Below are 25,210 nucleotides of genomic sequence, written 5' to 3'. Positions count from 1 at the left end.
ATTATGCACCAAGCTGGTTCACTTTTTGAGCCAAACGAGATTTTTGACGGTTTCCAGTGTTTTGATGAATAATTCCTTTTTGAACAGCTTTATCAATTGATTTGATAGCAGTTTGTAAAGCAGCGTTCGCATTTTCTTTATCTTTAGACGCAATCAATTTTTCAACATGCTTGATTTGAGAACGCATTTCAGTTTTCTTCGTATTGTTGTTTGAACGTTTTTTGCTGTTTGTTTCAACACGTTTAATTGCAGATTTAATATTAGCCATTGTTCCTTCACCTCCTAAAAAACATCATCACAAATATCGAATGTATTTGTTTTATCCTAAAGTGAAACAGATTACATTTTGTCTCTGGACAAGAGACATTTTACCAAACGAAAGGAACCTTTTCAATAGCTTTAACCGTAAATGTATGAGTTTCGATATTTTGTTAACGCTATTATTAGTATCTTTCGGAAAGGATGATGAAACGATGAATGAGAATAATGACAAGTTAGTTCCATATCAAGTAAGGACAGATTTAGCAGTAGAAGCAAAGGATATGTATGTTGAGCAGCAAGAAAACCCTGATGAGCAGAAAGTGAAGGGTGTAACCATAAAGGAGAGAGAACAAGATGGGATTAGAATCTCTTATGTTGAGATAAATGAGACAGGAGCTGATTTATTAGGAAAGAAGCCTGGATCCTATATTACGATCCATGCGGATGGTGTCAAACGACAGGATACAAAGCGACAAGAATTAGCGGCAAAGGTGTTAGCCAAAGAGTTAGAAGAACTTATTAAAAATAACGATATACCAATTGAAGGGAAAGGTCTAATCGTAGGATTAGGTAATTGGAATGTTACACCAGATGCGCTTGGTCCAATGTCCGTTGAAAAAGTTTTAGTAACCAGCCATTTATTTGAGATGGAGCATGAATCAGTATCTGATGGATATCGCCCAGTAGCAGCAGTAACTCCTGGTGTCATGGGAGTAACGGGGATCGAAACGAGTAACATTATATTTGGAATTGTGGATAAATATCAACCTGATTTTGTGATTTGTATTGATGCATTAGCTTCTCGTTCTATTGAGCGTGTGAATGAGACAATTCAACTTTCTAACACAGGTATCCATCCAGGTTCTGGGGTAGGTAATAAACGTAAAGAGATTAGTAAGGAAACATTGGGTGTTCCTGTAATTGCTATCGGTGTGCCAACTGTCGTTGATGCTGTGACCATTGCTAGTGACACAATTGATTTCTTGTTAAAACATTTTGGTAGAGAGTGGAAGGAAAAAGATGATCCTTCTAAGTCACTAACACCTGCAGGCTTATCATTTGGAGACAAACGTTTAACAGATGAGGATTTACCAAATGAAGAAAAGCGTCAAACCTTTATGGGGATTGTTGGAACTCTACCAGACGAAGAAAAGAGAAAACTAATTACTGAAGTACTAACTCCACTAGGGCATAATCTAATGGTTACACCAAAAGAAGTAGACGGATTTATGGTTGATATGGCAAGTGTTGTTGCAAATGGGATAAATGCAGCGCTACATGAAACCGTGGATGTTGATAATTTTACTTCCTATTCTCGGTAGTATTTCTCTATCACGTCTTAAATTATTTAAGAGATTTGGTTCTAGTCTCTATTTTTACGACATAGAGTGAACTATAAAGAAGTCGTGAAATTAGGAAAGGGTGGAACCATGAACGTGAAACTCAAAAGCGGCGTAAACCTGTTTTATAAAAGAAGTGATATCTACATTGCAGGTTTAATTATCGTTTGTATATTAATTGGTCTAATAACAACTGTTAAGCCGGCATATCGGTTATCCTCTGGAATAATAACGAGTTGGACAAGTGATATAAACAGTGCGACTTTTTTATATTTACTAGGGTTAGAAAATCACGCTTTCCAACAAGCTTTTACAAAGGATCAATCTTTTCCTGATTTTTCATCTACTATCTTTCAACTAGCTACAAGTGTTAAACCAGATGATCCAAGAAGCCTCATCGGAAATGAATTACCAGGTTTTTCAACATTTGATAACCAAATCTTAATTGCTGGGGAAGGGACGAATTATACAAACCTCCCGTTTGAATCCTCCCCACCATTAAAAGAGGTTTTAAAAGATAGGCAAGCAGTCATTAATGATGATGAAGAAAAAGAATCACAGGAAAGCGTAGAAAGTAAAAATGAACCTACTACTGGTAATAAAAATGTAGTATTCCTATATAATTCTCATAACCGTGAGTCGTTTTTGCCGCATCTACCAGATGTAACCGATCCTAATCATGCACACCATAAAGAAGTAAATATTACAAAAGTAAGTGAGCGGTTAGCTAAAACATTACAAACTAAGGGAATTGGAACAGCTGTTGATCATACAGATATTATGGCAGAACTAAATAAAAAGGGATGGGATTATGGAAAATCCTATGAAGCTTCACGAGAAGTAGTTTCTGAGGCCTTTTCAACAAATAAAGATATTCAATATGCATTTGACATCCATCGAGATTCAATCGGAAGAGAGAAGACGACCAAAGAAATCAACGGACAATCCTATGCAAGGATTATGATCGTAGTGGGCGCGGAACATGAATCCTATGAAAGGAATCTTGAGTTAGCTACTGAATTACATTACATGATAGAAGAACGATATCCAGGTTTAAGTAGAGGAGTTCTACCCAAAAAGGGTGAACTAACAAATGGAATTTTTAATCAGGATATTTCAAATAATGCGCTACTACTGGAATTTGGTGGAGTGGAGAATAATCTGGATGAACTTTATCGCTCGGCAGACGCTCTTGCAGAAGTCTTTAGTGAAATGTATTGGAATGCTGAAGAAGTGAATGCAGCTTCATAGGAGGTATGGGAAATGGCTCGAACTTTAATCGTACTATTATTACTTGCTGTATGTTTTTTAACTGGGGTTGTCTATGGAAATGGTCATACAGAAAAAAATACAGATGATATAGAAATGGCGAGTTTACCATCTGAAGCAAATTCTGATTCCAATCAACCAGAGTCAGAGGAGGTGGTACAACGAACGACCAACAAAACCACGGCTGATGGAACTGTGGAAACCGATGGGCCATCACCTGTAACGGAAAAAACAGCTTCCATTATTGAAGCTGGTGTAACGGGGCTATATGAAGTTATTGTAGAGGTTCTCTATCAAATCTCGCAACTGTTCTTCTAATGAGTTTAAACGAGGCAGAGATAAAAGTGATATGCTCTCTTCAAAGTAGACAGATCAAAAATAACATCTGCTATTTTAGAGAGTTTTTTTCGGTTTTTAGCAGCTCATATTTGTCACTTCGACCGGTAACAATTTAAGTGATGTCTCATCCCAACTTTTTATTCGTTGTTGTAAGTAACGTCGTTGTTCTTGAACATCCATGCTTCTATTGCTATAATCAATGCTAGTCATTGTCGCTGATAATTTAACACTTTTATCACCAAATTACTGATAAAAGTAAGTAGGAGTGAACATCACTAATGGCAAAAATCAAAAGAAACGTGCGTAATTTTTCGATTATTGCACATATCGATCATGGCAAGTCTACATTAGCGGATCGAATATTAGAAAGAACGAAAGCAATTACACAAAGAGAAATGAAAGATCAATTGCTTGATGCGATGGATCTAGAAAGAGAACGAGGAATTACGATCAAGTTAAATGCAGTTCAATTAAATTATCAAAGTAATCATGGTGAGGATTACATCTTCCATCTTATTGATACACCGGGACATGTCGATTTTACATATGAAGTTTCGAGAAGTCTTGCTGCATGTGAGGGTGCAATTCTTGTAGTTGATGCAGCTCAAGGCATTGAAGCGCAAACGTTAGCAAATGTTTATTTAGCTTTAGATAATGATTTAGAAATTATCCCAGTAATAAATAAAATTGATTTGCCGAGCGCAGACCCAGAACGAGTAAAACAAGAATTGGAAGATGTTATCGGTATAGATAAAGACGATGTCATTCTCGCTTCGGCAAAATCAAATATTGGTATCGAAGAGATTCTAGAAAGAATAACCACAGACATACCAGCTCCTACTGGAGACACGGAAGACCCATTAAAGGCTTTGATTTTCGACTCCTTATATGATCCTTACAGAGGTGTCATTGCTTATGTATGTATTAAAGAAGGATCACTTAAAGTAGGGGATAAAATTAAAATGATGGCTACTGGAAAAGAATTTGAAGTTAATGAATTGGGCGTTTTTAGTCCAAAACCAATTCGTAAACATGAATTAACTGTTGGCGATGTTGGTTACTTAACAGCATCCATTAAAAATGTGGGTGATTCCAGGGTTGGAGATACAATTACATTAGCGAGCTGTCCAGCTGCCGAACCGTTACCTGGGTATAAACGTTTAAATCCAATGGTTTTTTGTGGACTTTATCCGGTCGATGCCAAAAACTACAATGACCTTCGAGAAGCATTGGAGCGACTGGAGTTAAATGATTCCTCACTACAATACGAGGCCGAAACGTCACAGGCATTAGGATTTGGCTTTCGTTGTGGGTTCTTAGGTCTTTTGCATATGGAAATTATTCAGGAACGTATTGAAAGAGAATTTAATATCGAATTAATTACAACAGCACCGAGTGTAATATATGAAGTGGAGCAGGCAAATGACGAAATTATTTCGATAGACAATCCTTCTGTTATGCCAGATCCGCAACAGATTAAAGATGTTAGAGAACCGTTTGTGAAAGCTACAGTCATGGTTCCGAATGATTACGTTGGGTCGGTAATGGAAATATGTCAGAAAAAACGCGGACAATTTATCGATATGGAATATTTAGATGAAATCCGTGTCAATATTACCTACCATATTCCTTTATCTGAGATCGTTTATGATTTCTTTGACCAACTAAAATCACAAACAAAAGGATATGCTTCCTTTGATTATGATATAATTGGTTATCGTTCCTCTGATTTAGTAAAAATGGATATTTTATTGAATGGAGATACCATTGACGCACTTTCCTTTATTGTACATCGTGATTTTGCTTATGAACGAGGAAAGCACATCGTCGACAAATTGAAAGAACTAATTCCAAGACAACAATTCGAGGTTCCTGTTCAAGCTGCCATCGGGAATAAAATCGTAGCCAGATCTACCATTAAAGCGATGCGAAAAAATGTTTTATCCAAATGTTATGGTGGCGATATTTCACGTAAACGTAAACTATTGGAGAAACAAAAAGAAGGTAAAAAAAGGATGAAAATGGTAGGTTCTGTCGAAGTTCCTCAAGAAGCCTTTATGGCAGTATTAGAAATGAATGATGATTAAATCAGCGTATATAGACTATTGATAATCAAAAAATAGATGTTCTGCCACCGTCCTGCCACCGTAATTAAATTTTCGGTGGCAGAACTATCCATTTTCACTCATCATTCTTTCGAAAATGTCTACCGTTTGATTACTCATTTTTTCCGTTAGATGTGAGTAGGTATCAAGAGTAATGCTAATTCTACTATGACCTAATCTTTTCTGAATATCTTTAATGGGCGCTTCTTGTTCTAATAGAAGTGTAGCATGTGTATGCCTTAAAGAATGGAAATTGAAGTCGATATTAAGCTTATCTCTTATGTTTCTACCACTGGTTTTACAACTTGCTGGTGTCACAGGTTGACCATTTTCTTTAGTACAGACTAAATTGCTATCATGATAATATTCACCATATTTTAATCTGTTTTGTTTTTGGTTAAGGCTATGCTTCTTTAATATTTCGTTTAAGGTTTTTCCGATTTTAATTTTTCTGTAGGACGAAGAAGTTTTGGGTGTACCAAAAACCCATTGTTTATTTTTGTTAATCATTATCTTATCAATTTCAATGAATCCGATATTTAAATCAACTTTATCCCAAGTAAGAGCGCAAACCTCGCTTACTCTCATTCCTGTATTTAAACCGATATGAAAAGGTATATAAAACGTATCATTTTCATCAAGATAACCTGTTATTTTCCTAATTGTATCCATGGACAGTATCTTTAAATCGTTTTTAGATGGCTTTTTTTGCTCCATTTTAGGTATCTTGACATATTGCATTGGATTATCTTTTAAAAGCTTATAAGGGTACACAGCTTGGTTTAATCCATTCTTTAAAATTGTATGGAATATGGTTAAAGTAGTTCTTGAAAAACCTTCTCTGTATTTATCGTTGATAAATTTTTGAAGAATCTCTGGGGATAATGATTTCAATTTGTATCTACCAAATGTAGGGTAGATATGTTTATTTAACACACCTTTATAATTTTGAATGGTGTTGTGTTTTAAGTTCACTTCAACATATTCTTTTAACCAAAATTGAAAGTAATCCTGTACACTAGTTTGTGAAGGTTCAAATAAAGCCCCTGTATTCTCATATTCTGAAAGAGCTTTTCTAAGTTGTCTTTCAGCTTCATTTTTTGAGTTAGCACCCACAGCTTTTCGCTCAATTTTCTTTCTTTTTCCTTCTACAGTACCTAAGTCGAAATAATAATACCATGATCCATACCTTTTACGTACTCCGCCTTTCATTTGCATCCCCTCCTTATAAAAATAGACGAATTTTACCCGTCTCAATCCATTTCCACGATATATAGAACAACTTTTCCATGTATCATTAACTGATTAGCTTCTTCGATAGGTACTATATAGTCTGTAAACCTCTCATCAGTTGAATGTGGTCTAAATATTAAATTATCTCCATGCTTGAAAATCTTCTTAACAGAGCATTCATTTTGATCACTGAATAGAACCATATCGTTATTTTCTAATTTGCTAACTTTGGTTTTTTTAACAGCTATTAAAGAGTGATTAGGTATAGTCTTGTTCATGCTTTCACCATTTACCCTCATAATATAGATGTCTTCGCACCCAGCCCATTTACCCATTATAGAATCGGGGATTGATATGGTTTCTAAATCATTTTCTGTGACTGGGTCTACCATTTCAGGTATTCCTGCAGCAACCTTGATTGGTAAGTAGGTGTATTCCGAAAAGCTCATTTTTAATTCTTTTTTACTTTCTTCTAATATATAGCTTTTCGGTAACCCGAAGTGGTCAGCTATCTTTTGAATAGCTCCCATTCTGGGCATTGATTTCTTCAGTACCCATTTACCTACTGTTGATTCAGAAACGCCAGCTATTTTGGCTAGTTCGTATTGATTCAAATTATACTCTTTTAATATCTTTTTTATATTGTTAGATATTATATTTTGCATACTATCCATTGCACTTCCCTCCATTTTTAATTTTATTGTAGCATATTTTTCTATTTTTTTGTAAAGTTCTTTTAAAAAACAAGAATTAATTTCTAAAATATATTGACTATAGAATTTAATTCTAGTAAGGTGTTGGGTGAAAGGAGGTAAGATAAAATGATTCAACTAAGAACTCCACAAATTACTTTAAAGGCAGCTAGAGTAAATGCGGGTTTCACTATTATGCAAGCTAGTGAAAATCTAGGCATTTCTCACTCAACTTTGGTTAAATGGGAAAAGAATCCCGGTGATTTGACCCCTAACCAACAAAAGCGTATAGAAAAAGTTTATAACTTTCCTGTAGATTGTATTTTTTTTGGAGATAAAATAGAATTAAAATCTAGTTAATAGTTAAAGGAGGAACAAAAATGAATCAACAACAGCTAATCCTTACAACATGACGATTCAACTAGGACGTCTTATCAAAAATACTGGTTTTGACCCTAAAGAATCTCCAGTCGAACTTTTTAATTACTTTAACGCACTATCGCAATTGATGGAAGGGAGATCTATTAATGAATTTTCTCAGTGTTTCCTCTTTTAAAAGATATGAAGATGATGGAATTTGGAATTTTTACTCAAATCTAGAACAAATAGCAGGAATGGATACGCATTTTACAAAAGAAAGCTTTCAGCATTTATTAATGAAGCACTGTTATGAAAACAAGTATATGCAGTGTTTAGGTCTAGCATTAATGAATTGAACCAATGAATTGTACGAGCGCAGAACTGGAAGGTCGATTATGGAAGAATGTGCAATCGATCACGGAGTAACCGTCTATGAAAAACGGAATGGTGAAATACTACCGAAATTATACGTAGTTAATTAGGAGGTCTAGTGTGAATAAGTTAAGTATTGTTATTAATGATCAGGCAAAAGAGATCCAAGTAAAGGAATATAAAGGACAACGAGTAGTTACATTAGCTGAGATTGATGAGTTACACAAACGTTCAAGCGGAACTGCCAAAAGGAATTTTACGAGTAATAAAAGGCACTTTGTAGAAGGTGAAGATTATTTCATTGTTACACCTATTCAAAAGGACGAAATTCGTACTTTAGAAATTCCTAACAGAGGTTTAACTCTTATTACTGAGTCAGGATACCTGATGTTAGTAAAATCATTTCAAGATGAGCTAGCGTGGTCGGTTCAACGTCAATTAGTTAAATACTACTTTAAAGCGAAGGAGAAAATTTTTGATACATCACAATTAAGTCCTGAATTACAAATGTTTGATGGACTATTCAAAGCAATTGCTAAAACGGAACTAGCCACACATCAACTATCAGAAGAGATTAAAGCCACAAATGACAAAGTAGACAACGTAAGTAACATTTTAGCTTTAAATCCAACGGAATGGCGTAAAAAAATTAATGCCATTATCAATAAAATTGCTAATTTTCGAGGGGGATTTGAAGCATATCAAGATGTTCGTAATGAAAGTTATCAATTATTAGAGGATAGAGCGAAATGTCAACTGTCTGTAAGACTTATTAACAAACGAAGAAAAATGGCTCTCGAGGGAGCAGCAAAATCAAGAATCGACAAAACAAACAAAATGGATGTTATTGCTGATGATGCTAGATTAACAGAAATTTATATAGCTGTAGTAAAAGAATTGGCTATAAAAAACGATGTGGAGGTTGAAGCTTCATGATGCAACTCTATACAGTAGCTGAAGTCGGAAAGGTTTTGGGAGTAAACAGAAACAAGGTCTATGATCTCATCAAGTATGGACATCTACAAGGCTTAAAGCTCGGTAGTATGAAAATATCCTCTTTCGAATTAGAAGATTTCCTAAAGCGTAATGCTGGTAAGGACTTTTCAGACTTAGAAAATGTTAAAGAATTGGGGGTAGGCTGATGAATTTAGAAAAACATTCCCTACCAGAGGAAGCTTCAAAAGCCGGCGAAGAATATTTTCGAGTGTTGGGATTACTCAATGAAACAGCATTAAATTTATTGGATGATGATCTGGAACAAGCGCGTATCCATTCTACTAAACTACTAAACTCAATTGATTACTTAGTAGATATGAGTAACAAGAAATATAACAAAGATGAATGGGATGCAACTTAAAAAACTCTTGCTGAAAGTGATACCAATATTGAAGAAGTGAGGGACAGGCTCTATGGATGAAAAATTCCATATGATCAAGATATGGGTTGGTTTCATTGGAATGATTGTGTTTCTTGAATACACACTTATTACAAGTTAGGAGGGATAAGATGGAACATCCTTTGATCGCAAGAATCATGGATACTGGTTATCCAGTAATGAATCATTTAAGAAATGAGTACACTGTGGATGCTCTTGGGAATGATGTGTTTCCTGAAGATGACATTTTAGTTTTAGAAGATCAGTTTTTCTTGGTCGATTCATTAAGTGAAGAATCGAAAGAAGTATTAGAATTGTTGGGCGCAACGTATGAAGAAGCACAATAAAAAAGAACCCACTGGGAATGGGTTCAATAATTGATGTAGAAATATAGCGATTCCCCTTATTATACTTCACTAGCTAGATAAGGGCAAGGGAGGAATGACTTTGAATTATCAATGCCCGGTTTGTAAGAACACTGAACATCGTATAGATGTGAATTACTGCAAGATTTGCGGTACGAAAATAAATAAATTAGTTCATTAAGGAGTGTGTTAACAATGGCTAAAAGCACAGTAGAAATGAGCCATCAAGAATGGCTGCAAGAACGTACAAAAGGGATTGGTGGAAGCGATGCTTCCATCATCCTTGGATTAAACAAATACCGTACACCTTTCGAATTATGGCTAGAGAAAACAGGTCAAACCAATATAGAAGATACAGCAGGGGAAGCTGCTTACTTTGGAAGCTTGCTAGAAGATATGGTCGCTAAAGAATTTGAAATCCGGTCAAGCAAGAGGGTGCGTAAAAATAACTTCATGTTACAGCATCCAGAACATCCTTTTATTATGGCAAACATTGATCGGAAGGTCGTTGGTGAAAATGCGCTTCTTGAGTGTAAAACAGCCAGTATGTTTCTAGCTAAAGACTGGGATAGTGAAGAAATTCCAGAAGCTTATTTGGTACAAGTACAGCATTATCTAGGCGTTACAGATTACGAAAAGGCATATATCGCTGTATTAATTGGCGGTCAAAAGTTTGTCTGGAAAGAAATTGAACGTGATGAAGAATTGATTCAAATGATAATCGATGCTGAGGTTCACTTCTGGAATCACCATGTACTAGGGAATAATCCGCCATCTCTAGACGGTTCAAGCGCTGCTGAGAAGTTTCTTAAAGAACGTTATGCCAAAACAGAAGAAGGAAAAACCATTGATCTTGGCTTTGACTATAAAGAAAAGTTGGACAACTTATTGGAATTGAAAGCCAATATCAATCAATTACAAGAACTGCAAAAACAAACGGAAAATCAGATCAAAAAAGAGCTTGAAGATGCAGAAACAGGTTTTGTAAAGAATTATCAAGTGGATTGGAAGCCAGTAAAACAAAACAGGGTCGACAGCAAGCTTCTAAAGAGTAAATACCCTGATGTTTATAACTCAGTTTTAAAGACCACCACATACCGTAAATTTAACGTGAAGGAGATTGGATAATATGCCTAAATTCGTTGTGAGAGAAGTGAAAGAAATAATCAAGGAGTTTGAAATCACAGCTTACAACGCTGAACACGCAATTAAAATTTTTAATCGTCCTAGTTCTGAAGGCAAGAATTATGAAGGTGACTTCGGTTCAATCGAAACTCATATTACTGCTAAAAGAAAGGTGAATGAATAATGGCTACAAATGACTCAGTTAAGAATCAGATCGCTAATAAAACTCAAGGGAGTAATCAGGTCAATCCTAATAATTTAGGACTGAAACAATTACTAAGCACACCAACAATGAGAAAGAAATTTGATGAAGTGCTTGATAAGAAAGCACCACAATTCATGTCATCATTATTAAACCTATATTCAAACGACTCATATTTGCAAAAAGCAGAACCAATGACCGTTGTTACAAGTGCGCTAGTTGCGGCAACGTTAGACCTTCCCATCGATAAAAACTTAGGTTATGCCTGGATTGTTCCATACGGCGGAAAAGCACAATTTCAACTAGGTTATAAAGGTTACATTCAATTAGCACTTAGAACAGGGCAATATCGGAATATTAACGTGATCGAGGTTTATGAGGGAGAGTTACAGTCATTTAACCGTTTAACAGAAGAAATGGAGCTTGATTTTGAACAGAAACAATCGGACAAGGTAATTGGCTACACAGGATATTTTGAATTGATCAATGGCTTTAGAAAGACGGTTTATTGGTCTAAAGAAGAAATAGAAAAACATAAGAAAAGGTTTAGTAAGTCAGATTTTGGTTGGAAGAAAGATAGGGATGCCATGGCAAAGAAAACGGTTATTAGGAACATGTTGAATAAATGGGGTATCCTCTCTATTGATATGCAGAAAGGCATTGTAGAGGACAATAAAGATCCTATCGAAAAAGCTAACGAATTTGATGAACAGGACATTATAGATGCTGATTTTTCAGAGATTAACGATGAACAAGAGATAGATTTTGGGGAGGGGAACTGATTGTATAGAAATGAGATTTGGAAACAAATTGATGGTTATGCAGGTTATGAGGTTTCTAATCTCGGTCGTGTTCGTTCGTTAGATAGAGAAATATTCGGTGGTAATAAAAGGCGTGGAAAACTATTGAAACCAGCTAAGTCGAAACAAGGTTATTTATATGTGAGTCTATACAGAAATAGAGAAAGTAAAAAGATGAGAGTGCATCGATTGGTGGCTTTTATGTTTATTCCAAATACTGAGAACAAATATGAGGTTAATCATATAAACGGAAATAAATTAAACAATAAAGTTAATAATCTCGAATGGGTTACAAGAGAAGAAAATAATAAACACGCTTATGTAACTAATCTAAACAGTTGTATAGGCGAAGGGCATCATCAAGCTAAATTAACAGTTAAACAGGTAGTTGATATTCACGAAAGGCTTATGAGAGGAGAACGTGGTGTTACTTTAGCAAGAGAATATGGTGTTAAAAAGAGAACAATATCAGACATCAAGTTAGGAATTTCGTGGCGTTCTGTTACTCAGAATTTAAAGGAAAGAACATCATGATAGGGAGTAATCAAACAAAAGTCTTGCTGCCTGCTTGGATATTCGAGCAGGCGCAAGATAAAGAAGAGATCAAACGTCTGGTATTAGATTATATGCAACGTTATCCAGGTTATACAGTCTTGAAAGTAACAGGTAGGTTTGCAGTTTGTGAGATTAATAGGTAATACAGGTCGGGGGTGGTGTTTTGCAAGGATATATAAAACTGTATAGAAAGCTGATGGATAGTCCTGTTTGGGATGATCCTAATTACCTTAAACTATGGATGTTTTGCTTAATGAAAGCAACGCATAAAGAAAGAGAAGTTCTTGTCGGTAATCAAATCATCACCCTTGAACCTGGGCAATTTGTTACTGGCAGAAAATCGCTTACTGAAGAATTAAATAAAGGAATGAAACCGAAACATAAGCAAAGTGAGATTTCATGGTGGCGGTATCTGAACAATCTCGAAAAGTGGCAAATGTTGAACATCAAAAAAACGAACAAATACAGCATTGTCACTATATCTAAATGGGTTGACTATCAAGAAAATGAACAACAACTGAACAACAAAAGAACATCAAATGAACATCAAATGAACATAAACAAGAATGTAAAGAATGTAAAGAATGATAAAGAATTATTTAGTAGTAGTAACGAACAGGAATTTGCGGAAGTTTTTCAATTCTATCAATTGAACTTACAAAAAGGCGTTAGCGAATCACCATATAACACTGAGTTAATTACTCAATGGTTTGATGAATGGGGACAAGATCTTTTAATGGCTTCTATGAAAGTTGCAGCTAAGGCAGAAGCTAAAGGCGTGAAGATGGTTGAAGGTATTTTGAAGAACTGGAAGGAAGCTGGCGTAAAAACATTAGAAGATGCTCGCAAATATGAAACAGACTTTAAGGCTAAGAAAACAAATAACACCATTCCATTTAAGCCAAAAAGAGTAAAAGAAGCTGAGGACAATGGCTATAATTACGGATTTTAGGAGGTAGCTATGGAACAGATCGAGGTAAGAAAGCCTAAAGAACGATTAATTAAAACATTTGAATGCGATGCCTGCCGTCGAGAAGTGCAACAAAAAGAAATGCAGCTAACAGGCGGACCAAATAAAGGCGAATGGATAAGGGTCAATGTCGGATGTAAATGCGAAGATATTCGATTGGCAGATCAAGAAAAGAAACGTGCTGAACGCTTAAAAACACAAAAAATGCTGAAATACTTCAATAACCATAGCTTGTTAAATAGACCTTTGCAAAAGGCTACATTTGAAAACTACGAACCTACTACTAACCAACTACAAGAAGCAAAACAGAAAGCAATGGACTATGTAAGTAATTTTACTGGTAAAGAAAATCTATTATTTTCTGGAAGTTATGGAACTGGAAAAAGTCACTTATCTGTATCGATAACCAAAGAATTGATGAAAAAAGGTTATACATCTGTGTTTATATCAGTGCCGAAGCTACTAACAAAGATCAAAGACACTTACAACAATGGTGGACCGACAGAAGATGAATTATTAGGAATTATGAGCAGGGTAGATTTACTGGTTATTGATGATATTGGCGCTGAACATAAAACGGCATGGTCAACACCAAAACTCTTTGAAATATTCGATGAACGATCTGGCAAAGCCACGATCTTCACAACGAACTTGAATAGCGAACAGTTAACGGAATGGGTAGGCGAACGTAATTTCTCTCGCATGATGGAAGATACAAAGCCAATCAAAATGAACGGTAGAGATTATCGCAGGAAGGAGTTTTAATCATGAATCACACAGAATGCGCCACTTGTGGCAGAAAGCTAAAGGATAAAAAGAGCATTGAACGTGGTTATGGTCCTGTTTGTTATGAGAAGCATTTAAATGCAATTGCCGATGAAGAATTTGAAAAGAATCAGGTAACAATAGACGAGGTTTTAGAGGGGGATAATTCATGTGTAAAACCTGCAACGGAACAGGCGGTCTAAGTATAGATAACGGCTACTTTTTAGAATTTAGACCATGCCCAGACAGTCATTGTAACTTTGTTCGGGATGATAGCGATTTGGAACGCTTAAAAGCTAGATTGGAGCAATCAATGAGGGAGTCGGCATGAATACAGCGAGCTTATCAAATGTACCTATCCTACCAGAGACAGGCGGTTACGAATTTGTACTGGAAGATTTAGAACTTGCTTTTCCCAAGCATCAAATCAAAGAAATTACTAAGCAATGGAACAATGGCAAGGACGTAGAGCAGATAGCTTTTAAGATTCGAAGGCATCCAGATGAAGTGTTTCTTGCTTTATTCCATCAATCACGAAAAGGCAAGATTAAACGTGCGTTTGCTTATCGGATGAAGGGGGGATAAAATGATTCAATTTACCATACGAGGAAAGCCAGTACCAGCTGTCAGAATGACTAAAAAGAGCATGTATAAAAATAAATACGCACAGCGTTATCTGGTTTATAAAAGGCAAGTTGGATGGATTGCTAAGCAGCATATAAAAGGAAAACCGATTGAGGGGCATGTAGGTGTTAGGCTAACACATTTTATACATGGAAACAGGGCTGACATCGACAACCTATTCAAAGGTGTGACCGATGCTCTCAATAAGATCGTGTACAAGGATGATAGCCAGGTTAAACACATGGAATCAAGGATTATTCCTTGCGAAAAAGAAGATCAACGGACAGAGATTGAAATTTATGAATTGGATTCTTATGGAAATATAGCAAATTAAAATATATCTACCGATTCTGGGCGTTTTATTACTAGATTAGTAGATTTATTCATTTTAAAAATAGAAACGCTCAGATTGGCTTTATTTTAAGATGTGGGGGTTAGGTCATGAAAGAACTAAAAGCAACTGTAGATTTAAACGAGGATGCGGTATATCGAGTTATTGAAGGGAAACTTGAAAAATTGGATAAGCCACCAACGGGATTTGGAGAGATCATTCAGAGATGGCAGGATGGCAAGCTTGGTCGATATGAGGTTAAGTATACGAAATAGGTGGGTATAAAATGGCAACGATTTAAAACCATTAATAAATGTTGGTAAAAAATCTCTAAGAGTAAAATCTGAAATGGAGCGCTTGAGAGAAGAAAAATAGAATATATGAAATTTCAAGAATGATTTCAAAAGAAGAAGGTTATGAATTAACGACTCTTTATAATCAATCAATTGAGGATGCGAAAAAAATACAGAAAGTGTTGGTCGAAAAATAATAAGCTACTGGAACAACCAGGGCACTAAATGACAGATATAAGCTGTCCGTTTGGTGTCCTTTTTTATTTTGAGGAGGAAAACCATGCAAACAGCAATTAAGCCAAAGAAAATAACATTTAAACATGTTGAGTCGGAATGGTATAACTATTATCATACATTAAAAGAAATTGCTAGATTACGTGATAACATCATGAATCCATTTGATGAGGATCCAGAGGATCCAACGATTGTAAAAGGGGCTAACTCAGTAAGAAATCCTGGTAATCCAACAGAACGAATCGCAACTAGATTAACCACTCATAAACAATTGAATCATCTAACAGAAATAGCTGATGCGATTGAACAAGTTTATAATGCATTACCGGATGAGTATAAGAAGTTAATTAGAGTAAAATATTGGTCCAACAAACGATTGACTTGGGATGGCATTGCTTTAGAATTGAATGTAAGTAAAAGGCAGGCAATGCGTTGGAGAGATGAGATTATACAAATAACTGTGGAAGTGTTGGGGTGGAGATGAGTATATTGTTCAATTAACGGGCCAGATAATTGAATAAGAGTGCACCATTCTGAATAGAGACAGTTAACGGGATTGACCTAATTCGTCATAGTTGGAACAGACAATGTAACATTAAGGAGTGGAAGTATGGAGAAGTGGGATATTTACGACAAGGATAGAAATCTGACGGACAGGCAAATGTATCGTGGAGATACATTCGAACAAGATGCTTATCATTTAGTGATTCATGTTTGTCTGTTTAATCAATTTGGACAAATGTTGATTCAACAGAGACAAACAGATAAAGGAGATTGGAAGAACTTGTGGGATATTACCGTAGGAGGAAGCGCTGTTGCGGGTGAAAACAGTCAACAAGCCGCAGAAAGAGAAGTAAAAGAGGAAATTGGTTACACACTTAATCTTCAAAACAGCCGCCCCTCCCTAACTGTTAACTTTGAAAATGGATTTGATGATTATTATCTCATTGAAACTAGTTTAGACATCTCAAACCTTACACTACCGACTGAAGAAGTGAAACAGGTAAAGTGGGCGTCGAAAGATGACATCATCAATATGATTTCGGAAGGCTTATTTATTCCTTACCACGGGTCGTTGATTGAATTATTATTTGATATGAGATGCAACATGGGGGCACACAACCAAGATAAAGGACAGTAAACAATTTATAAAACAATCGGGTGCTTTTCAGGAAATAATAATAAGTACCAGTATTACGTAAAAGAGCCATATTGTTAGATAAATAATAGCCTTTCATCATTTTCTTTTCTTGGACATACCTTTAACAAAAGGGGTGTTCAGTTTGAAAAAGAATCTTCAAAGTTATTCAAATTTTTTGTTGTACATTTCTTTAGTTTCTATTGTATTAGCCTTGCTTTTTTTCAGTATTCTTCAGTCAAAGGAATCAGAAAGCTTGCAAGAGAATGGAGTTGTTTCTACACAAGTACGTTCTATTATTAAAGATGGTTCACAAGGTATGGAAAATAAATTAAATACAATAGTCCAGAATACTAATCAAATTTCAAAAGTCGAAGTTTACAATGTTAAAGATATAGATGGTTATAGGGAGGTATTCGATTATGTCGAAAGCGTAAAACCAAATTTCGAGTACAGCAGAAATTTTGCTTTCACATCGTTATTTGTAGACTTACTTCCTTCTGGTAACGGTGACAGTAATTGGTATATAGTAACGGAAAGAAGAAGTTTCCATACTTTAAGTGTTTTAGTCTTGTTTTTAGGTGTTATCTTTTATTGGTTTTCATTTACTGTTTGGTCCCTAAAAAAGGCCTATGACCAAAATAGATTAAATATTGGCTGGGTTATTGTGTTTATGTTATTTAATATTATAGGGTATTCGATTTTCCATTTAGCTAATAATCGCATAAACTCTAAACAGAGCTTTGAATAGATTCTTCAATTAACGGGGGCTTTCCGGAATAAAGACCAGATCCTAATCTTAAAGAAAAGGGCCATTTTGCAGAACAAAATTGCTTTAAAGGGGTAATAAAGATGAAATGGACAACAAGAACTGAAGTGTGGATTACGATTTTACTTTTTGTTGTTTTATCTGTAGCTGTTTTTTATATTAGTTTTACCGTCGAGCAAAATAGTCTATCCATATCGTTATTTGGATTATTTTTTGTGTTGTTTATGGGGTTGCTAGCCACTACTTTGGATCGTCGAATTAAATCAAAAAACTACCCCTTGTTCGTTCGGACAATCGTTAATCTGGTTTTGATAAATATGTTTCTTTTTGTAATTTTGATTCTTGTATTTCGTCAAAATGTATCTAACTTTATTACTTTAACTATAACATATACCTTGGGTTACAGTCTTTTTACATTTATTAGATATAAATTAGATTCAGAATAACAACACATTATTTAATTACTAATAATTAAAATGTGTTGTTAAGCAATCGGGACATCTAATGAAAAAAATGATTTTTGAATTGAGGTGTGTTATGGAGATTAGAAAAGCTAATTCAAACGACGCTTTAGGTGTTGCAAAAGTACAGGTGAATAGTTGGAAAACTACATATAACAATATTGTTCCAGATGAGTATTTGGAACAGATGACTTATGAAAACAGAGAAAAAAAGTGGAAAGATATTATACTTAAGCAGGATGTATTTGTTGCGGAAAATAATAAAGGTGAAATAGTTGGTTTCTCCAATGCTGGAGAGGAAAGAACGGGTAAATACCCTGATTATAAGGGGGAATTATATGCAATTTATATCCTTAAAGAACATCAAGGAAAAGGGATAGGCAAATTATTGCTTAAACCTGTCGTTGAAAGCTTAAAAGACAAAAACATTTTTTCAATGGCAGTATCAGTATTGGAAGAAAATAAATCAAGGCTATTTTATGAGCATCTTGGAGCAAAGGAAATAGATAGCGTAAGGATTGAAGTATTAGGAAAAGGGTTAAACGAACTTGTATATGGTTGGGACGATATTAAGACTATATTTTAGTCTTTTTATCAAATTAATGGGCGTAGTTGCGTAATAGATTTGTCTGTCAGTTGGACCAGATTGTTGCATGTTGGTAAATTTGATTGCAGGAAAGATGGGGGAAGAAAAATGAATCAAGCCAACTTACCAAGTGTTAAATTAAGGGATTTAACGTTGAATGACGTTGAAGACCGTTATCAATGGTGTCTGGATAAAGAAGTAACAAAGCATTTAAATATGCCGAAGAAATATCCACCCTTCAGTAGAGAGGAAACTCAAAATTGGATCCAAAAGTGTATTAACAAAACAAACGGATACGAACAAAAAGCCATCATTACCGAGGATGGGAAACATATAGGATGGATAGACTTAAAAAACATTGATAGGTTAAACAAACATGCTGAATTAGGGATAGCTATCGGGGATAAAAACTATTGGGGCAAAGGATATGGTCTATCTGCAATGAATGAAATGCTGCTAAGGGGATTCAATCAGTTAGAACTAAATAAAATCTGGCTTAGAGTGGAAGTAGATAATGAAAAGGCAATTAAGTCCTATAGGAGAATGGGGTACGTTGAAGAAGGTATTTTAAGACAAGACCGTTTAAGAAATGGTGAGTTTGTTGATCGACTAAGGATGAGTATATTAAAAAATGAGTTCCTCAATTAAAGGCTGCTTATCAGGAATGAATATTATTTCAGAATAGGGCCATTATCTTGAATAAGAGTAGGAAATAGCAATGTGAATCTAAGCTTTAAATCATCAATAAACAGGGCAGGGAAATTTAACATCAATAGAGAATATAAAAATATAATCTTTCAAATGAGGTGAATGGAATGTCTTTCCTTATTGTTCGAAGTAATTAGTTTTCGGGATAGAAAAAACGCGTACGAGCCATCAAGAGAGTAGTCTATCTTTTTCACGGAATCAAAAACTTAGAACGTTGTAGGTTGACATGCTTAATTGCGAAGCCAAGACACTGTTAATGTGACTTGTTTTTTAACATTTGAAAGGTAGGTTTTAAAATGAATGAATTAGAATATAAAAACTTTTACGATAAGGTTGGAAAAATAAACGGATGGGATTTTAGTAAATTGCAAGTTACGGTTGAAGGCATCAAGTGGGACTTTTATGAAGAAGTAACTAAGAGGTGCAAAAGTTCAGATATTCTTTTAGACGTCGGTACAGGTGGAGGAGAGAATGTATTAAAAATTGCTTCTTCGTTACTTCTGTTAATTGGGATTGATATATCAAGTGGAATGATGGAAACAGCTCAAACAAATCTTAGAAAAGCAAATATATCAAACGTTCGATTTCACCAAATGCCTTCTGATAATTTACAATTTCCTGATGGTTTTTTTGATGTAATCTCAAGTTGTCACGCACCTTTTTATGCAACTGAAGTAGCCAAGGTTTTAAGAACTGGTGGAACTTTTTTAACGCAACAAGTAAGTGAAGCTGATAAATTAAATTTAAAAAGAGCTTTTGGTCGAGGGCAAGCTCTTGAAGAAGTGGATGGAACATTAAGAGGGAGATATATAAGAGAACTTAAAGAAGCAGGTTTTACAGATGTACAATCCTTTGATTACAACGCTGATGATTTTTATCAAACACCTGAAGACCTTATTTTTTTACTTAAACATACGCCAATCATCCCTTATTTTGGTCAGGAAGAGAAGGACTTTAATATACTGAACGATTTCATAGAAAACAATCGAACCAAAAAAGGAATAAGTACAAATTCTAAAAGGTTCTTAATAGTAGCTAAAAAGTAATTTTGCTATTCAAGTAGAGGGAGCAATTATGGAGCAAGGAACTGCGTCCAGTAATGCAAAATAGGGCCAGATTGTGGAAAAAGAAAAATTGTTCATGATAAAGTTTATTTTGCTTATTTATACACATCCTACAAACCTGAACAGAAATTATCGGATTATTGAATAACGATTCTGCTATCCTTAAAAGCGAAAGGAGGTTATTTGAATGGATTTGCTTGAAAATATGAACGCAGCGGTAGACTATATCGAAAACCATTTAGATCAGGAGATAAATTATGGAGAAATTGCAAAGATTGCCTGTTTTTCTGAACATCATTTTAAACGTATGTTTTCATTTATAGCAGGTATATCTTTAGCGGAGTATGTTCGTAGAAGACGTTTGACCTTAGCTGCTTTTGATTTGAAAAAAGGTGGCATGAGAGTCATTGATGTAGCTATTAAGTATGGTTACAATTCACCAGATTCATTTTCAAGAGCATTTCAAACGCTACACGAAGTAACCCCAAGTTCAGTCAAAAATAATGAAGTCGTCCCATTGAAAGCTTATCCTCGAATGACCTTCCAAATTGCGGTTAAGGGAGATGTAAAAATGAACTACAAATTTGTTGAAAAAGAATCATTCAAGATCATTGGCTTTAAAGAATTGGTAAATACAGACGAAGAAGGTTTCAATCCTAAGTTATGGAGTACAATGGGAGAAGATGATTATAACAAACTTCATGAACTAGAGGATGGAGATGTAGATTTAAAAGGAATTCTGAACATCACCGCCAATGCATGTCATGGAGAGGAAAAAAAAGATGAAGACCTTGAATATTACATTGCGGTCATTTCTACCAAAAACTGTCCAGAAGGATTATCAGTACTAAACATTCCAAAACAAACATGGGCTGTGTTTGACGCTGTTGGAAAAATGCCCGAAGCATTAACAACGACATGGGAACGGGTTTATACCGAATGGTTCCCTACATCTGGATATGAATTAGATGAAGCACCTGAAATTGTTAAGGGTGTTGACGATACAACAACAGAAATTTGGGTTCCTGTTAAAAAACGAAATAATTAAAGTAGAGTCTTCATACCATCTTTCGGGTGCAAGAAGTTAATAAGAATTGTACCCGTTTGTTCTTTATAAGGCATAATGGGGAAAATTAATTTTATTCGGGAGAGAATGACATGGAAGTATTTGAAACATTTTTAGCAGGTGTTGATAACCTGAACGTCGTGATAAATGGCGGAAGTTTTAAAATGGTGCTAATAATTTCCACACATTGGACGGTCAATTAAATGGAGTATCCCGATGTATTCTGATCATGGAATATTTATAATTGGATTTTCTATAGATAAATATCATTTTAGTGTTTCACCTGAACCAGTAACTATTAGGCATTTCGCTAACGAGATTGGACAATCTGTCTACAGTTCAATTAATAGTTTGTGTTGAATTACATTGAACGAGAAAGACCTTATTTCGTGCTCTTGTTTTGCCTTATGATACCAGTTAAAAGATAATAAAAATAGAGGGTCAAAGTTCATTAATTACTACTTTGCAGGATGAAAATAAAGATATCATTGATTGTCTCGAAATTTACCAAGTGATAACTCACAGGAAATTCGTTTCAATGTATGGTGTAATTTTACTAGCAAATGGAACAAAAATTGATTTCTACGATGTATATACGTTTAGTAATACTGGAAGATCTGGAAAGGTAAAGGAAATAAAATCATATAGACTATAGCCTTTAGGTTAAGAGCTTCAATGTTCAACAAAATGGGCGCGTTTATTGAATAACGCGTCCTTCTGTTATAGGGCCATTTAACGGAAGAACACAACTCAATCCAAATTACAAAAATATGCTACAATTATCATTTACTAGGGGGAATAACAATGGATATAGAAAAGAAATTATATGATTCGGCAGTTGAATTAATTAAAGAAAAATATCCTTCTGATTGGGGTGGTGCTGCAGCGATGGCGTTAGAAGATGGCACTATTTTAACAAGTATAGCACCTGAAGTCATTGTTGCTTCCACTGAACTCTGTATAGAAACAGGGGCAATCCTTGAAGCGCATAAACTAGGAAAAAAAGTAACCCATTCAATATGCGTAGTACGTGATAATGAACATTCAGAATTCAAGGTCTTGTCTCCATGTGGAGTATGCCAGGAAAGGTTAATTTATTGGGGACCGAATGTAAAGGTGGCAGTTAGTGTACCTGGAAAAGATATAGTTTTTAAAACTTTATCAGAGGTCCAACCTTATCACTGGACTGCTGCTTATCCAGATGAAGACTTATTTAATGAGTGAAGTTCCGCTAATGGGCACAATTTAGGAAAAAATGTTTGATCGTGCTTTTCTTTAAGAATAGGGGCAGATTGCTTAATTATTTAATATGTAATTTGTGGGGTGTTTCTTGTGAATAAAATTATGTGGGACGATGTTATATTCCAATTAGTGTTTCTTATTATTTTGGTAGTGATTGCTGCATTAATTGTGTTTGCCATACGTGCACTTTCAAAACGGCCTAAACAGATGGATAGAATTGAGAAAAAATTAGATGCTGTAAGCAAACAAAATAAAAAGGATAATTGATTGTTCCAGAAAAGGGCGCAATTGCAGAAATATAGGTTTGCTATGGCAGCCCTTTCATTTGCAAATTATATAGGCAACAGTTAGCGAAAGATTAGATATTGAATTCTAATTTTATAGAAACTAGGAGGAGAAGCCATGGATGCTACATTTAATTTAGAAAAAGCTGTATTTAATTACCGGGTAGCAGCAATTATGATTGAAAATAATCATGTGCTTATACATAAACAAATAAATGATAAGCATTGGGCATTGCCAGGAGGAAGGGTAGAAATTTTAGAGGATTCACAGTCAAGCATAAAAAGAGAAATAAAAGAGGAGCTAGGATTAGACGTTAAGGTTAATAACTTACTGTGGATTACTGAAAATTTCTTTGAATATAATAACAAGAATTTTCATGAAATAGGGTTATATTTTAAGGTTTCATTAACAGAAGGGAAACTAAATGTAAATAACGAGGCTTTTCATGGAGAAGAAGGAGAAAAATTGATTTATAAATGGATTCCTATAAATGAGCTTGAAGATCTGTTGCTCTACCCTGAATTTTTAAAAAACTCTCTTAAAGAATTACCTTCCACTCCCAGACATCTGATTATCGGAAAATATAGCATCTAAGTATTTTAACTAACTAATGCTTTTCTTCAAAAGTAAACACAAATAATCTTTTAAAATATCAGAAATACGAGCAACTTGTTTATTCAAGAATCGGGCGCAATTCTGGAATAAGAGTTGTGCTCCTTATTTATGAAAAGGGACATATTCTAGAATAAGGAAGGAGATTAAAAGGTGTTTCTTGAACTGTAAGTTAAGCAAGAAAAAGCAGGATTATTTAAGAAGGATATCATAGTTTTAATATTAAATTGTAATGGGTGGAGGAATTTTAATGGATTTGTATTACGAAGTTAATGGTAATGGTCATCCTGTGGTTCTCCTAACTGGTGGTGCTGATGTACGGAACTGGACATTTGTCGCATCTCTTTTAGCGAAACACTATAAGGTAGTTGCTTTTGACGGACGTGGAACAGGGAAATCACCGTCCCCTTTAGAAGACGTCAACCATGTTGGAGATTTGCAGTTGCTGCTTGATCATCTAGAAATCAATCAGGCGACACTCATCGGTCACTCAATGGGTGGCCAAATTGCCACCGAATTCGCTCTGAATTACCCTGAAAGGGTTTCAAAACTTGTATTACTTGCGCCTGGATTATCTGGGTTTAGCTATTCAAAGGAATTTGAAGAGAATATGAAGAAGATTCATGAAGCTGCCCCCGATATCGATAAGATGGTCGAGCTTTTGCTCAGTGATTCATCGTATCGTGTTGTAACAGTGAGTCCTCACCGGAATTTGATGGTTCAAATGCTCCAGCACCATATGAACCGAATGTTTGAATGGCCGGCTGTTAAATTGATTTGGCCGCAACCACCTGCCATCGAAAGATTAGGAGAATTGACGGCCAAAACATTATTGATAATCGGTAAAGAGGATTCACCTGATAACCTTCGTGTTGCCAATTACTTTCGAAAGCACTCAGACGCTCGAATCATAGAAATTCCAGGTGCTGACCATATGGTTAATCTCACCCATCCCGAGAATCTGTATCGTCAAATTACTGGTTTTATGAAGGAATGAAAAGTTTACTATGTCAAGGACTCAGGAAAATTTGTCAGTTTTGTAACTTATCTAATTTATAAAACAGGCGACAATATAATATTAACAGTTCAATTAAAGGGCGCCATTCTAGAACAAGGGAATTGCGCCCTATAGTGCGAAATCGGACCATTTAACGAAATAATGTTTATCGAATCGAAGTATAAAACGTATAGTTTAAAACTAAAAGGGAGATTTCAAATGGAAACATATCAAGCTACGATTGAGGATTTAGAAGGTGTATCAAATTTGTTCAATTCTTACCGCATGTTTTATGAGCAGCCATCAGATTTAGAGGGCGCCAAGAAATACATAAAAGAGCGTTTGGAAAATAAAGAATCTGTAATATTTGTTGTTAAGAACAATCAAAAGTACGTGGGATTCACACAACTTTATCCCACTTTTTCTTCAATTTCAATGAAAAGGGCGTGGATATTAAATGATTTATTTGTCGATTTGGAAGCAAGGAAACAAGGGGTAGGAGAAATGCTCTTACATAAGGCGAAAGATTTTGCTATTGCAGCAGGTGCAAAAAGTATTGCTTTGGAAACCGCGCCAGATAACGATGCTGCTCAAAAACTATATGAGAAAAACGGATATGTGCGGGATACAGAATTTTATCATTATGAATTAACTGTTTGATTGGTTATTCCT

The 25,210-nt window shown here is 35.1% G+C and carries 37 protein-coding genes; 33 read left to right on the top strand and 4 right to left on the bottom strand.

Annotated elements, in window-relative coordinates; all coding sequences use genetic code 11:
• Position 1 precedes the first annotated feature (1 nt).
• Complete coding sequence (rpsT, locus tag JKP73_RS12570) at positions 2-268, bottom strand: 30S ribosomal protein S20 (RefSeq protein ID WP_038243695.1); 267 nt, start codon at positions 266-268, stop codon at positions 2-4.
• A gap of 205 nt (positions 269-473) precedes the next feature.
• Between rpsT and gpr the strand changes: the two genes are divergently transcribed.
• From gpr to JKP73_RS12555, 3 genes are all read left to right on the top strand, one after another.
• Positions 474-1,583, top strand: a complete 1,110-nt coding sequence (gene gpr, locus JKP73_RS12565) for a GPR endopeptidase (RefSeq protein ID WP_031335495.1) — start codon at positions 474-476, stop codon at positions 1,581-1,583.
• A 108-nt stretch (positions 1,584-1,691) separates the two neighbouring features.
• Positions 1,692-2,852, top strand: a complete 1,161-nt coding sequence (spoIIP, locus tag JKP73_RS12560; RefSeq protein WP_200411345.1) for a stage II sporulation protein P — start codon at positions 1,692-1,694, stop codon at positions 2,850-2,852.
• 12 nt (positions 2,853-2,864) lie between these two features.
• On the top strand, positions 2,865-3,188 hold the full coding sequence (locus tag JKP73_RS12555; protein WP_021291060.1) for a hypothetical protein: 324 nt from the start codon (positions 2,865-2,867) through the stop codon (positions 3,186-3,188).
• Between the two features lie 96 nt (positions 3,189-3,284).
• Here the strand turns inward: JKP73_RS12555 and JKP73_RS23410 are convergent, their stop codons facing one another.
• Complete coding sequence (locus JKP73_RS23410; protein ID WP_267903261.1) at positions 3,285-3,419, bottom strand: hypothetical protein; 135 nt, start codon at positions 3,417-3,419, stop codon at positions 3,285-3,287.
• A 68-nt stretch (positions 3,420-3,487) separates the two neighbouring features.
• Between JKP73_RS23410 and lepA the strand changes: the two genes are divergently transcribed.
• The gene (gene lepA, locus JKP73_RS12550) at positions 3,488-5,296 is read left to right on the top strand and encodes a translation elongation factor 4 (protein WP_021291061.1); all 1,809 of its coding nucleotides are present in this window, start codon (positions 3,488-3,490) and stop codon (positions 5,294-5,296) included.
• A gap of 84 nt (positions 5,297-5,380) precedes the next feature.
• Here the strand turns inward: lepA and JKP73_RS12545 are convergent, their stop codons facing one another.
• Positions 5,381-6,526 (bottom strand): tyrosine-type recombinase/integrase, encoded by a 1,146-nt coding sequence (locus JKP73_RS12545; protein ID WP_200411344.1) that lies wholly within the window; start codon positions 6,524-6,526, stop codon positions 5,381-5,383.
• Positions 6,527-6,567: 41 nt separating this feature from the next.
• Positions 6,568-7,377: a LexA family protein gene (locus JKP73_RS12540; RefSeq protein WP_200411343.1), complete on the bottom strand. Its 810-nt coding sequence runs from the start codon at positions 7,375-7,377 to the stop codon at positions 6,568-6,570.
• On the opposite strand from JKP73_RS12540, the gene JKP73_RS12535 reads away from it, so the two are divergent.
• From JKP73_RS12535 to JKP73_RS12395, 29 genes are all read left to right on the top strand, one after another.
• Positions 7,369-7,599 (top strand): helix-turn-helix domain-containing protein, encoded by a 231-nt coding sequence (locus JKP73_RS12535; RefSeq protein WP_200411342.1) that lies wholly within the window; start codon positions 7,369-7,371, stop codon positions 7,597-7,599. The two genes, JKP73_RS12540 and JKP73_RS12535, sit on opposite strands and share 9 nt — an antisense overlap.
• Positions 7,600-7,766: 167 nt before the next feature.
• On the top strand, positions 7,767-7,955 hold the full coding sequence (locus JKP73_RS12530) for a hypothetical protein (protein ID WP_200411341.1): 189 nt from the start codon (positions 7,767-7,769) through the stop codon (positions 7,953-7,955).
• Between the two features lie 136 nt (positions 7,956-8,091).
• A complete protein-coding gene (locus JKP73_RS12525; protein ID WP_200411340.1) occupies positions 8,092-8,907 on the top strand; it encodes an ORF6N domain-containing protein in 816 nt (271 codons plus the stop codon).
• Positions 8,904-9,113 (top strand): helix-turn-helix domain-containing protein, encoded by a 210-nt coding sequence (locus JKP73_RS12520; RefSeq protein ID WP_200411339.1) that lies wholly within the window; start codon positions 8,904-8,906, stop codon positions 9,111-9,113. The genes JKP73_RS12525 and JKP73_RS12520 overlap by 4 nt, the downstream gene beginning before the upstream one ends.
• Positions 9,113-9,328 (top strand): hypothetical protein, encoded by a 216-nt coding sequence (locus tag JKP73_RS12515; protein WP_200411338.1) that lies wholly within the window; start codon positions 9,113-9,115, stop codon positions 9,326-9,328. Before JKP73_RS12520 ends, JKP73_RS12515 begins: the two co-directional genes overlap by 1 nt.
• A gap of 149 nt (positions 9,329-9,477) precedes the next feature.
• Positions 9,478-9,693 (top strand): YqaI family protein, encoded by a 216-nt coding sequence (locus tag JKP73_RS12510; protein WP_200411337.1) that lies wholly within the window; start codon positions 9,478-9,480, stop codon positions 9,691-9,693.
• A 213-nt stretch (positions 9,694-9,906) separates the two neighbouring features.
• Positions 9,907-10,839, top strand: a complete 933-nt coding sequence (locus JKP73_RS12505) for a YqaJ viral recombinase family nuclease (protein WP_200411336.1) — start codon at positions 9,907-9,909, stop codon at positions 10,837-10,839.
• A gap of 1 nt (position 10,840) precedes the next feature.
• On the top strand, positions 10,841-11,020 hold the full coding sequence (locus tag JKP73_RS12500) for a hypothetical protein (protein WP_200411335.1): 180 nt from the start codon (positions 10,841-10,843) through the stop codon (positions 11,018-11,020).
• Positions 11,020-11,820 carry a recombinase RecT gene (locus tag JKP73_RS12495; RefSeq protein ID WP_200411334.1) on the top strand — a complete coding sequence of 267 codons (801 nt, stop codon included), beginning with the start codon at positions 11,020-11,022 and terminating at the stop codon, positions 11,818-11,820. Before JKP73_RS12500 ends, JKP73_RS12495 begins: the two co-directional genes overlap by 1 nt.
• Positions 11,821-12,372, top strand: coding sequence for an NUMOD4 domain-containing protein (locus tag JKP73_RS12490; RefSeq protein WP_200411333.1), 552 nt, complete (start codon positions 11,821-11,823; stop codon positions 12,370-12,372).
• Positions 12,369-12,536 carry a hypothetical protein gene (locus JKP73_RS12485; RefSeq protein ID WP_200411332.1) on the top strand — a complete coding sequence of 56 codons (168 nt, stop codon included), beginning with the start codon at positions 12,369-12,371 and terminating at the stop codon, positions 12,534-12,536. The genes JKP73_RS12490 and JKP73_RS12485 overlap by 4 nt, the downstream gene beginning before the upstream one ends.
• Before the next feature lie 110 nt (positions 12,537-12,646).
• The gene (locus JKP73_RS12480; RefSeq protein WP_200411331.1) at positions 12,647-13,345 is read left to right on the top strand and encodes a DnaD domain-containing protein; all 699 of its coding nucleotides are present in this window, start codon (positions 12,647-12,649) and stop codon (positions 13,343-13,345) included.
• A 9-nt stretch (positions 13,346-13,354) separates the two neighbouring features.
• Positions 13,355-14,128, top strand: a complete 774-nt coding sequence (locus JKP73_RS12475; protein ID WP_200411330.1) for an ATP-binding protein — start codon at positions 13,355-13,357, stop codon at positions 14,126-14,128.
• Between the two features lie 2 nt (positions 14,129-14,130).
• A complete protein-coding gene (locus tag JKP73_RS12470; RefSeq protein ID WP_200411329.1) occupies positions 14,131-14,331 on the top strand; it encodes a DUF6011 domain-containing protein in 201 nt (66 codons plus the stop codon).
• Positions 14,332-14,455: 124 nt separating this feature from the next.
• Complete coding sequence (locus tag JKP73_RS12465) at positions 14,456-14,713, top strand: lysophospholipid acyltransferase family protein (protein WP_200411328.1); 258 nt, start codon at positions 14,456-14,458, stop codon at positions 14,711-14,713.
• Position 14,714: 1 nt separating this feature from the next.
• Positions 14,715-15,086 carry a RusA family crossover junction endodeoxyribonuclease gene (locus JKP73_RS12460; RefSeq protein WP_200411327.1) on the top strand — a complete coding sequence of 124 codons (372 nt, stop codon included), beginning with the start codon at positions 14,715-14,717 and terminating at the stop codon, positions 15,084-15,086.
• A gap of 107 nt (positions 15,087-15,193) precedes the next feature.
• The gene (locus JKP73_RS12455) at positions 15,194-15,358 is read left to right on the top strand and encodes a DUF3954 domain-containing protein (RefSeq protein WP_200411326.1); all 165 of its coding nucleotides are present in this window, start codon (positions 15,194-15,196) and stop codon (positions 15,356-15,358) included.
• Between the two features lie 298 nt (positions 15,359-15,656).
• Entirely contained in the window at positions 15,657-16,094 is a 438-nt protein-coding gene (locus JKP73_RS12450; protein WP_200411325.1) for a DUF722 domain-containing protein, read from the top strand.
• 126 nt (positions 16,095-16,220) lie between these two features.
• Positions 16,221-16,751: an NUDIX hydrolase gene (locus JKP73_RS12445; RefSeq protein WP_200411324.1), complete on the top strand. Its 531-nt coding sequence runs from the start codon at positions 16,221-16,223 to the stop codon at positions 16,749-16,751.
• Positions 16,752-16,893: 142 nt separating this feature from the next.
• Positions 16,894-17,499, top strand: a complete 606-nt coding sequence (locus JKP73_RS12440; protein WP_200411323.1) for a hypothetical protein — start codon at positions 16,894-16,896, stop codon at positions 17,497-17,499.
• Positions 17,500-18,021: 522 nt separating this feature from the next.
• The gene (locus JKP73_RS12435; RefSeq protein WP_234447109.1) at positions 18,022-18,564 is read left to right on the top strand and encodes a GNAT family N-acetyltransferase; all 543 of its coding nucleotides are present in this window, start codon (positions 18,022-18,024) and stop codon (positions 18,562-18,564) included.
• Between the two features lie 108 nt (positions 18,565-18,672).
• Positions 18,673-19,212: a GNAT family N-acetyltransferase gene (locus JKP73_RS12430; RefSeq protein ID WP_200411322.1), complete on the top strand. Its 540-nt coding sequence runs from the start codon at positions 18,673-18,675 to the stop codon at positions 19,210-19,212.
• 356 nt (positions 19,213-19,568) lie between these two features.
• Positions 19,569-20,318, top strand: coding sequence for a class I SAM-dependent methyltransferase (locus JKP73_RS12425; protein WP_200411321.1), 750 nt, complete (start codon positions 19,569-19,571; stop codon positions 20,316-20,318).
• A gap of 205 nt (positions 20,319-20,523) precedes the next feature.
• Positions 20,524-21,384, top strand: a complete 861-nt coding sequence (locus JKP73_RS12420) for an AraC family transcriptional regulator (protein ID WP_200411320.1) — start codon at positions 20,524-20,526, stop codon at positions 21,382-21,384.
• Positions 21,385-22,206: 822 nt separating this feature from the next.
• Positions 22,207-22,626 (top strand): cytidine deaminase, encoded by a 420-nt coding sequence (locus JKP73_RS12415; protein WP_200411319.1) that lies wholly within the window; start codon positions 22,207-22,209, stop codon positions 22,624-22,626.
• 108 nt (positions 22,627-22,734) lie between these two features.
• A complete protein-coding gene (locus JKP73_RS12410; RefSeq protein WP_200411463.1) occupies positions 22,735-22,911 on the top strand; it encodes a DUF4083 family protein in 177 nt (58 codons plus the stop codon).
• Between the two features lie 135 nt (positions 22,912-23,046).
• The gene (locus tag JKP73_RS12405; RefSeq protein WP_200411318.1) at positions 23,047-23,523 is read left to right on the top strand and encodes an NUDIX hydrolase; all 477 of its coding nucleotides are present in this window, start codon (positions 23,047-23,049) and stop codon (positions 23,521-23,523) included.
• Between the two features lie 268 nt (positions 23,524-23,791).
• Positions 23,792-24,538: an alpha/beta fold hydrolase gene (locus JKP73_RS12400; protein WP_200411317.1), complete on the top strand. Its 747-nt coding sequence runs from the start codon at positions 23,792-23,794 to the stop codon at positions 24,536-24,538.
• Positions 24,539-24,757: 219 nt separating this feature from the next.
• A complete protein-coding gene (locus JKP73_RS12395; protein WP_200411316.1) occupies positions 24,758-25,198 on the top strand; it encodes a GNAT family N-acetyltransferase in 441 nt (146 codons plus the stop codon).
• The last annotated feature ends 12 nt before the right edge of the window (positions 25,199-25,210 follow it).

The sequence above is a fragment of the Virgibacillus salexigens genome, assembly GCF_014905415.1.
Classification (GTDB): Bacteria; Bacillota; Bacilli; order Bacillales; family Amphibacillaceae; genus Virgibacillus; species Virgibacillus salexigens.
The sequence above is the reverse complement of the archived record's forward strand: the minus strand, read 5'-3'. Positions and strand labels throughout refer to the sequence as shown.

What these genes read in the sequence shown, in the direction of transcription:
- JKP73_RS12475 (WP_200411330.1), top strand. Translation starts at nt 13,355, where the DNA reads ATGGAACAGATCGAGGTAAGAAAGCCTAAAGAACGATTAATTAAAACA.
- JKP73_RS12405 (WP_200411318.1), top strand. Translation starts at nt 23,047, where the DNA reads ATGGATGCTACATTTAATTTAGAAAAAGCTGTATTTAATTACCGGGTA.
- JKP73_RS12520 (WP_200411339.1), top strand. Translation starts at nt 8,904, where the DNA reads ATGATGCAACTCTATACAGTAGCTGAAGTCGGAAAGGTTTTGGGAGTA.
- JKP73_RS12395 (WP_200411316.1), top strand. Translation starts at nt 24,758, where the DNA reads ATGGAAACATATCAAGCTACGATTGAGGATTTAGAAGGTGTATCAAAT.
- JKP73_RS12425 (WP_200411321.1), top strand. Translation starts at nt 19,569, where the DNA reads ATGAATGAATTAGAATATAAAAACTTTTACGATAAGGTTGGAAAAATA.
- JKP73_RS23410 (WP_267903261.1), bottom strand. Translation starts at nt 3,419, where the DNA reads ATGACTAGCATTGATTATAGCAATAGAAGCATGGATGTTCAAGAACAA.
- JKP73_RS12515 (WP_200411338.1), top strand. Translation starts at nt 9,113, where the DNA reads ATGAATTTAGAAAAACATTCCCTACCAGAGGAAGCTTCAAAAGCCGGC.
- JKP73_RS12420 (WP_200411320.1), top strand. Translation starts at nt 20,524, where the DNA reads ATGGATTTGCTTGAAAATATGAACGCAGCGGTAGACTATATCGAAAAC.
- JKP73_RS12415 (WP_200411319.1), top strand. Translation starts at nt 22,207, where the DNA reads ATGGATATAGAAAAGAAATTATATGATTCGGCAGTTGAATTAATTAAA.
- JKP73_RS12465 (WP_200411328.1), top strand. Translation starts at nt 14,456, where the DNA reads ATGAATACAGCGAGCTTATCAAATGTACCTATCCTACCAGAGACAGGC.
- JKP73_RS12455 (WP_200411326.1), top strand. Translation starts at nt 15,194, where the DNA reads ATGAAAGAACTAAAAGCAACTGTAGATTTAAACGAGGATGCGGTATAT.
- JKP73_RS12545 (WP_200411344.1), bottom strand. Translation starts at nt 6,526, where the DNA reads ATGAAAGGCGGAGTACGTAAAAGGTATGGATCATGGTATTATTATTTC.
- JKP73_RS12530 (WP_200411341.1), top strand. Translation starts at nt 7,767, where the DNA reads ATGAATTTTCTCAGTGTTTCCTCTTTTAAAAGATATGAAGATGATGGA.
- spoIIP (WP_200411345.1), top strand. Translation starts at nt 1,692, where the DNA reads ATGAACGTGAAACTCAAAAGCGGCGTAAACCTGTTTTATAAAAGAAGT.
- JKP73_RS12485 (WP_200411332.1), top strand. Translation starts at nt 12,369, where the DNA reads ATGATAGGGAGTAATCAAACAAAAGTCTTGCTGCCTGCTTGGATATTC.
- JKP73_RS12555 (WP_021291060.1), top strand. Translation starts at nt 2,865, where the DNA reads ATGGCTCGAACTTTAATCGTACTATTATTACTTGCTGTATGTTTTTTA.
- lepA (WP_021291061.1), top strand. Translation starts at nt 3,488, where the DNA reads ATGGCAAAAATCAAAAGAAACGTGCGTAATTTTTCGATTATTGCACAT.
- JKP73_RS12460 (WP_200411327.1), top strand. Translation starts at nt 14,715, where the DNA reads ATGATTCAATTTACCATACGAGGAAAGCCAGTACCAGCTGTCAGAATG.
- JKP73_RS12430 (WP_200411322.1), top strand. Translation starts at nt 18,673, where the DNA reads ATGAATCAAGCCAACTTACCAAGTGTTAAATTAAGGGATTTAACGTTG.
- JKP73_RS12435 (WP_234447109.1), top strand. Translation starts at nt 18,022, where the DNA reads ATGAAAAAAATGATTTTTGAATTGAGGTGTGTTATGGAGATTAGAAAA.
- JKP73_RS12400 (WP_200411317.1), top strand. Translation starts at nt 23,792, where the DNA reads ATGGATTTGTATTACGAAGTTAATGGTAATGGTCATCCTGTGGTTCTC.
- JKP73_RS12505 (WP_200411336.1), top strand. Translation starts at nt 9,907, where the DNA reads ATGGCTAAAAGCACAGTAGAAATGAGCCATCAAGAATGGCTGCAAGAA.
- JKP73_RS12450 (WP_200411325.1), top strand. Translation starts at nt 15,657, where the DNA reads ATGCAAACAGCAATTAAGCCAAAGAAAATAACATTTAAACATGTTGAG.
- JKP73_RS12535 (WP_200411342.1), top strand. Translation starts at nt 7,369, where the DNA reads ATGATTCAACTAAGAACTCCACAAATTACTTTAAAGGCAGCTAGAGTA.
- rpsT (WP_038243695.1), bottom strand. Translation starts at nt 268, where the DNA reads ATGGCTAATATTAAATCTGCAATTAAACGTGTTGAAACAAACAGCAAA.
- JKP73_RS12470 (WP_200411329.1), top strand. Translation starts at nt 14,131, where the DNA reads ATGAATCACACAGAATGCGCCACTTGTGGCAGAAAGCTAAAGGATAAA.
- JKP73_RS12500 (WP_200411335.1), top strand. Translation starts at nt 10,841, where the DNA reads ATGCCTAAATTCGTTGTGAGAGAAGTGAAAGAAATAATCAAGGAGTTT.
- JKP73_RS12445 (WP_200411324.1), top strand. Translation starts at nt 16,221, where the DNA reads ATGGAGAAGTGGGATATTTACGACAAGGATAGAAATCTGACGGACAGG.
- JKP73_RS12480 (WP_200411331.1), top strand. Translation starts at nt 12,647, where the DNA reads ATGAAAGCAACGCATAAAGAAAGAGAAGTTCTTGTCGGTAATCAAATC.
- JKP73_RS12495 (WP_200411334.1), top strand. Translation starts at nt 11,020, where the DNA reads ATGGCTACAAATGACTCAGTTAAGAATCAGATCGCTAATAAAACTCAA.
- JKP73_RS12510 (WP_200411337.1), top strand. Translation starts at nt 9,478, where the DNA reads ATGGAACATCCTTTGATCGCAAGAATCATGGATACTGGTTATCCAGTA.
- gpr (WP_031335495.1), top strand. Translation starts at nt 474, where the DNA reads ATGAATGAGAATAATGACAAGTTAGTTCCATATCAAGTAAGGACAGAT.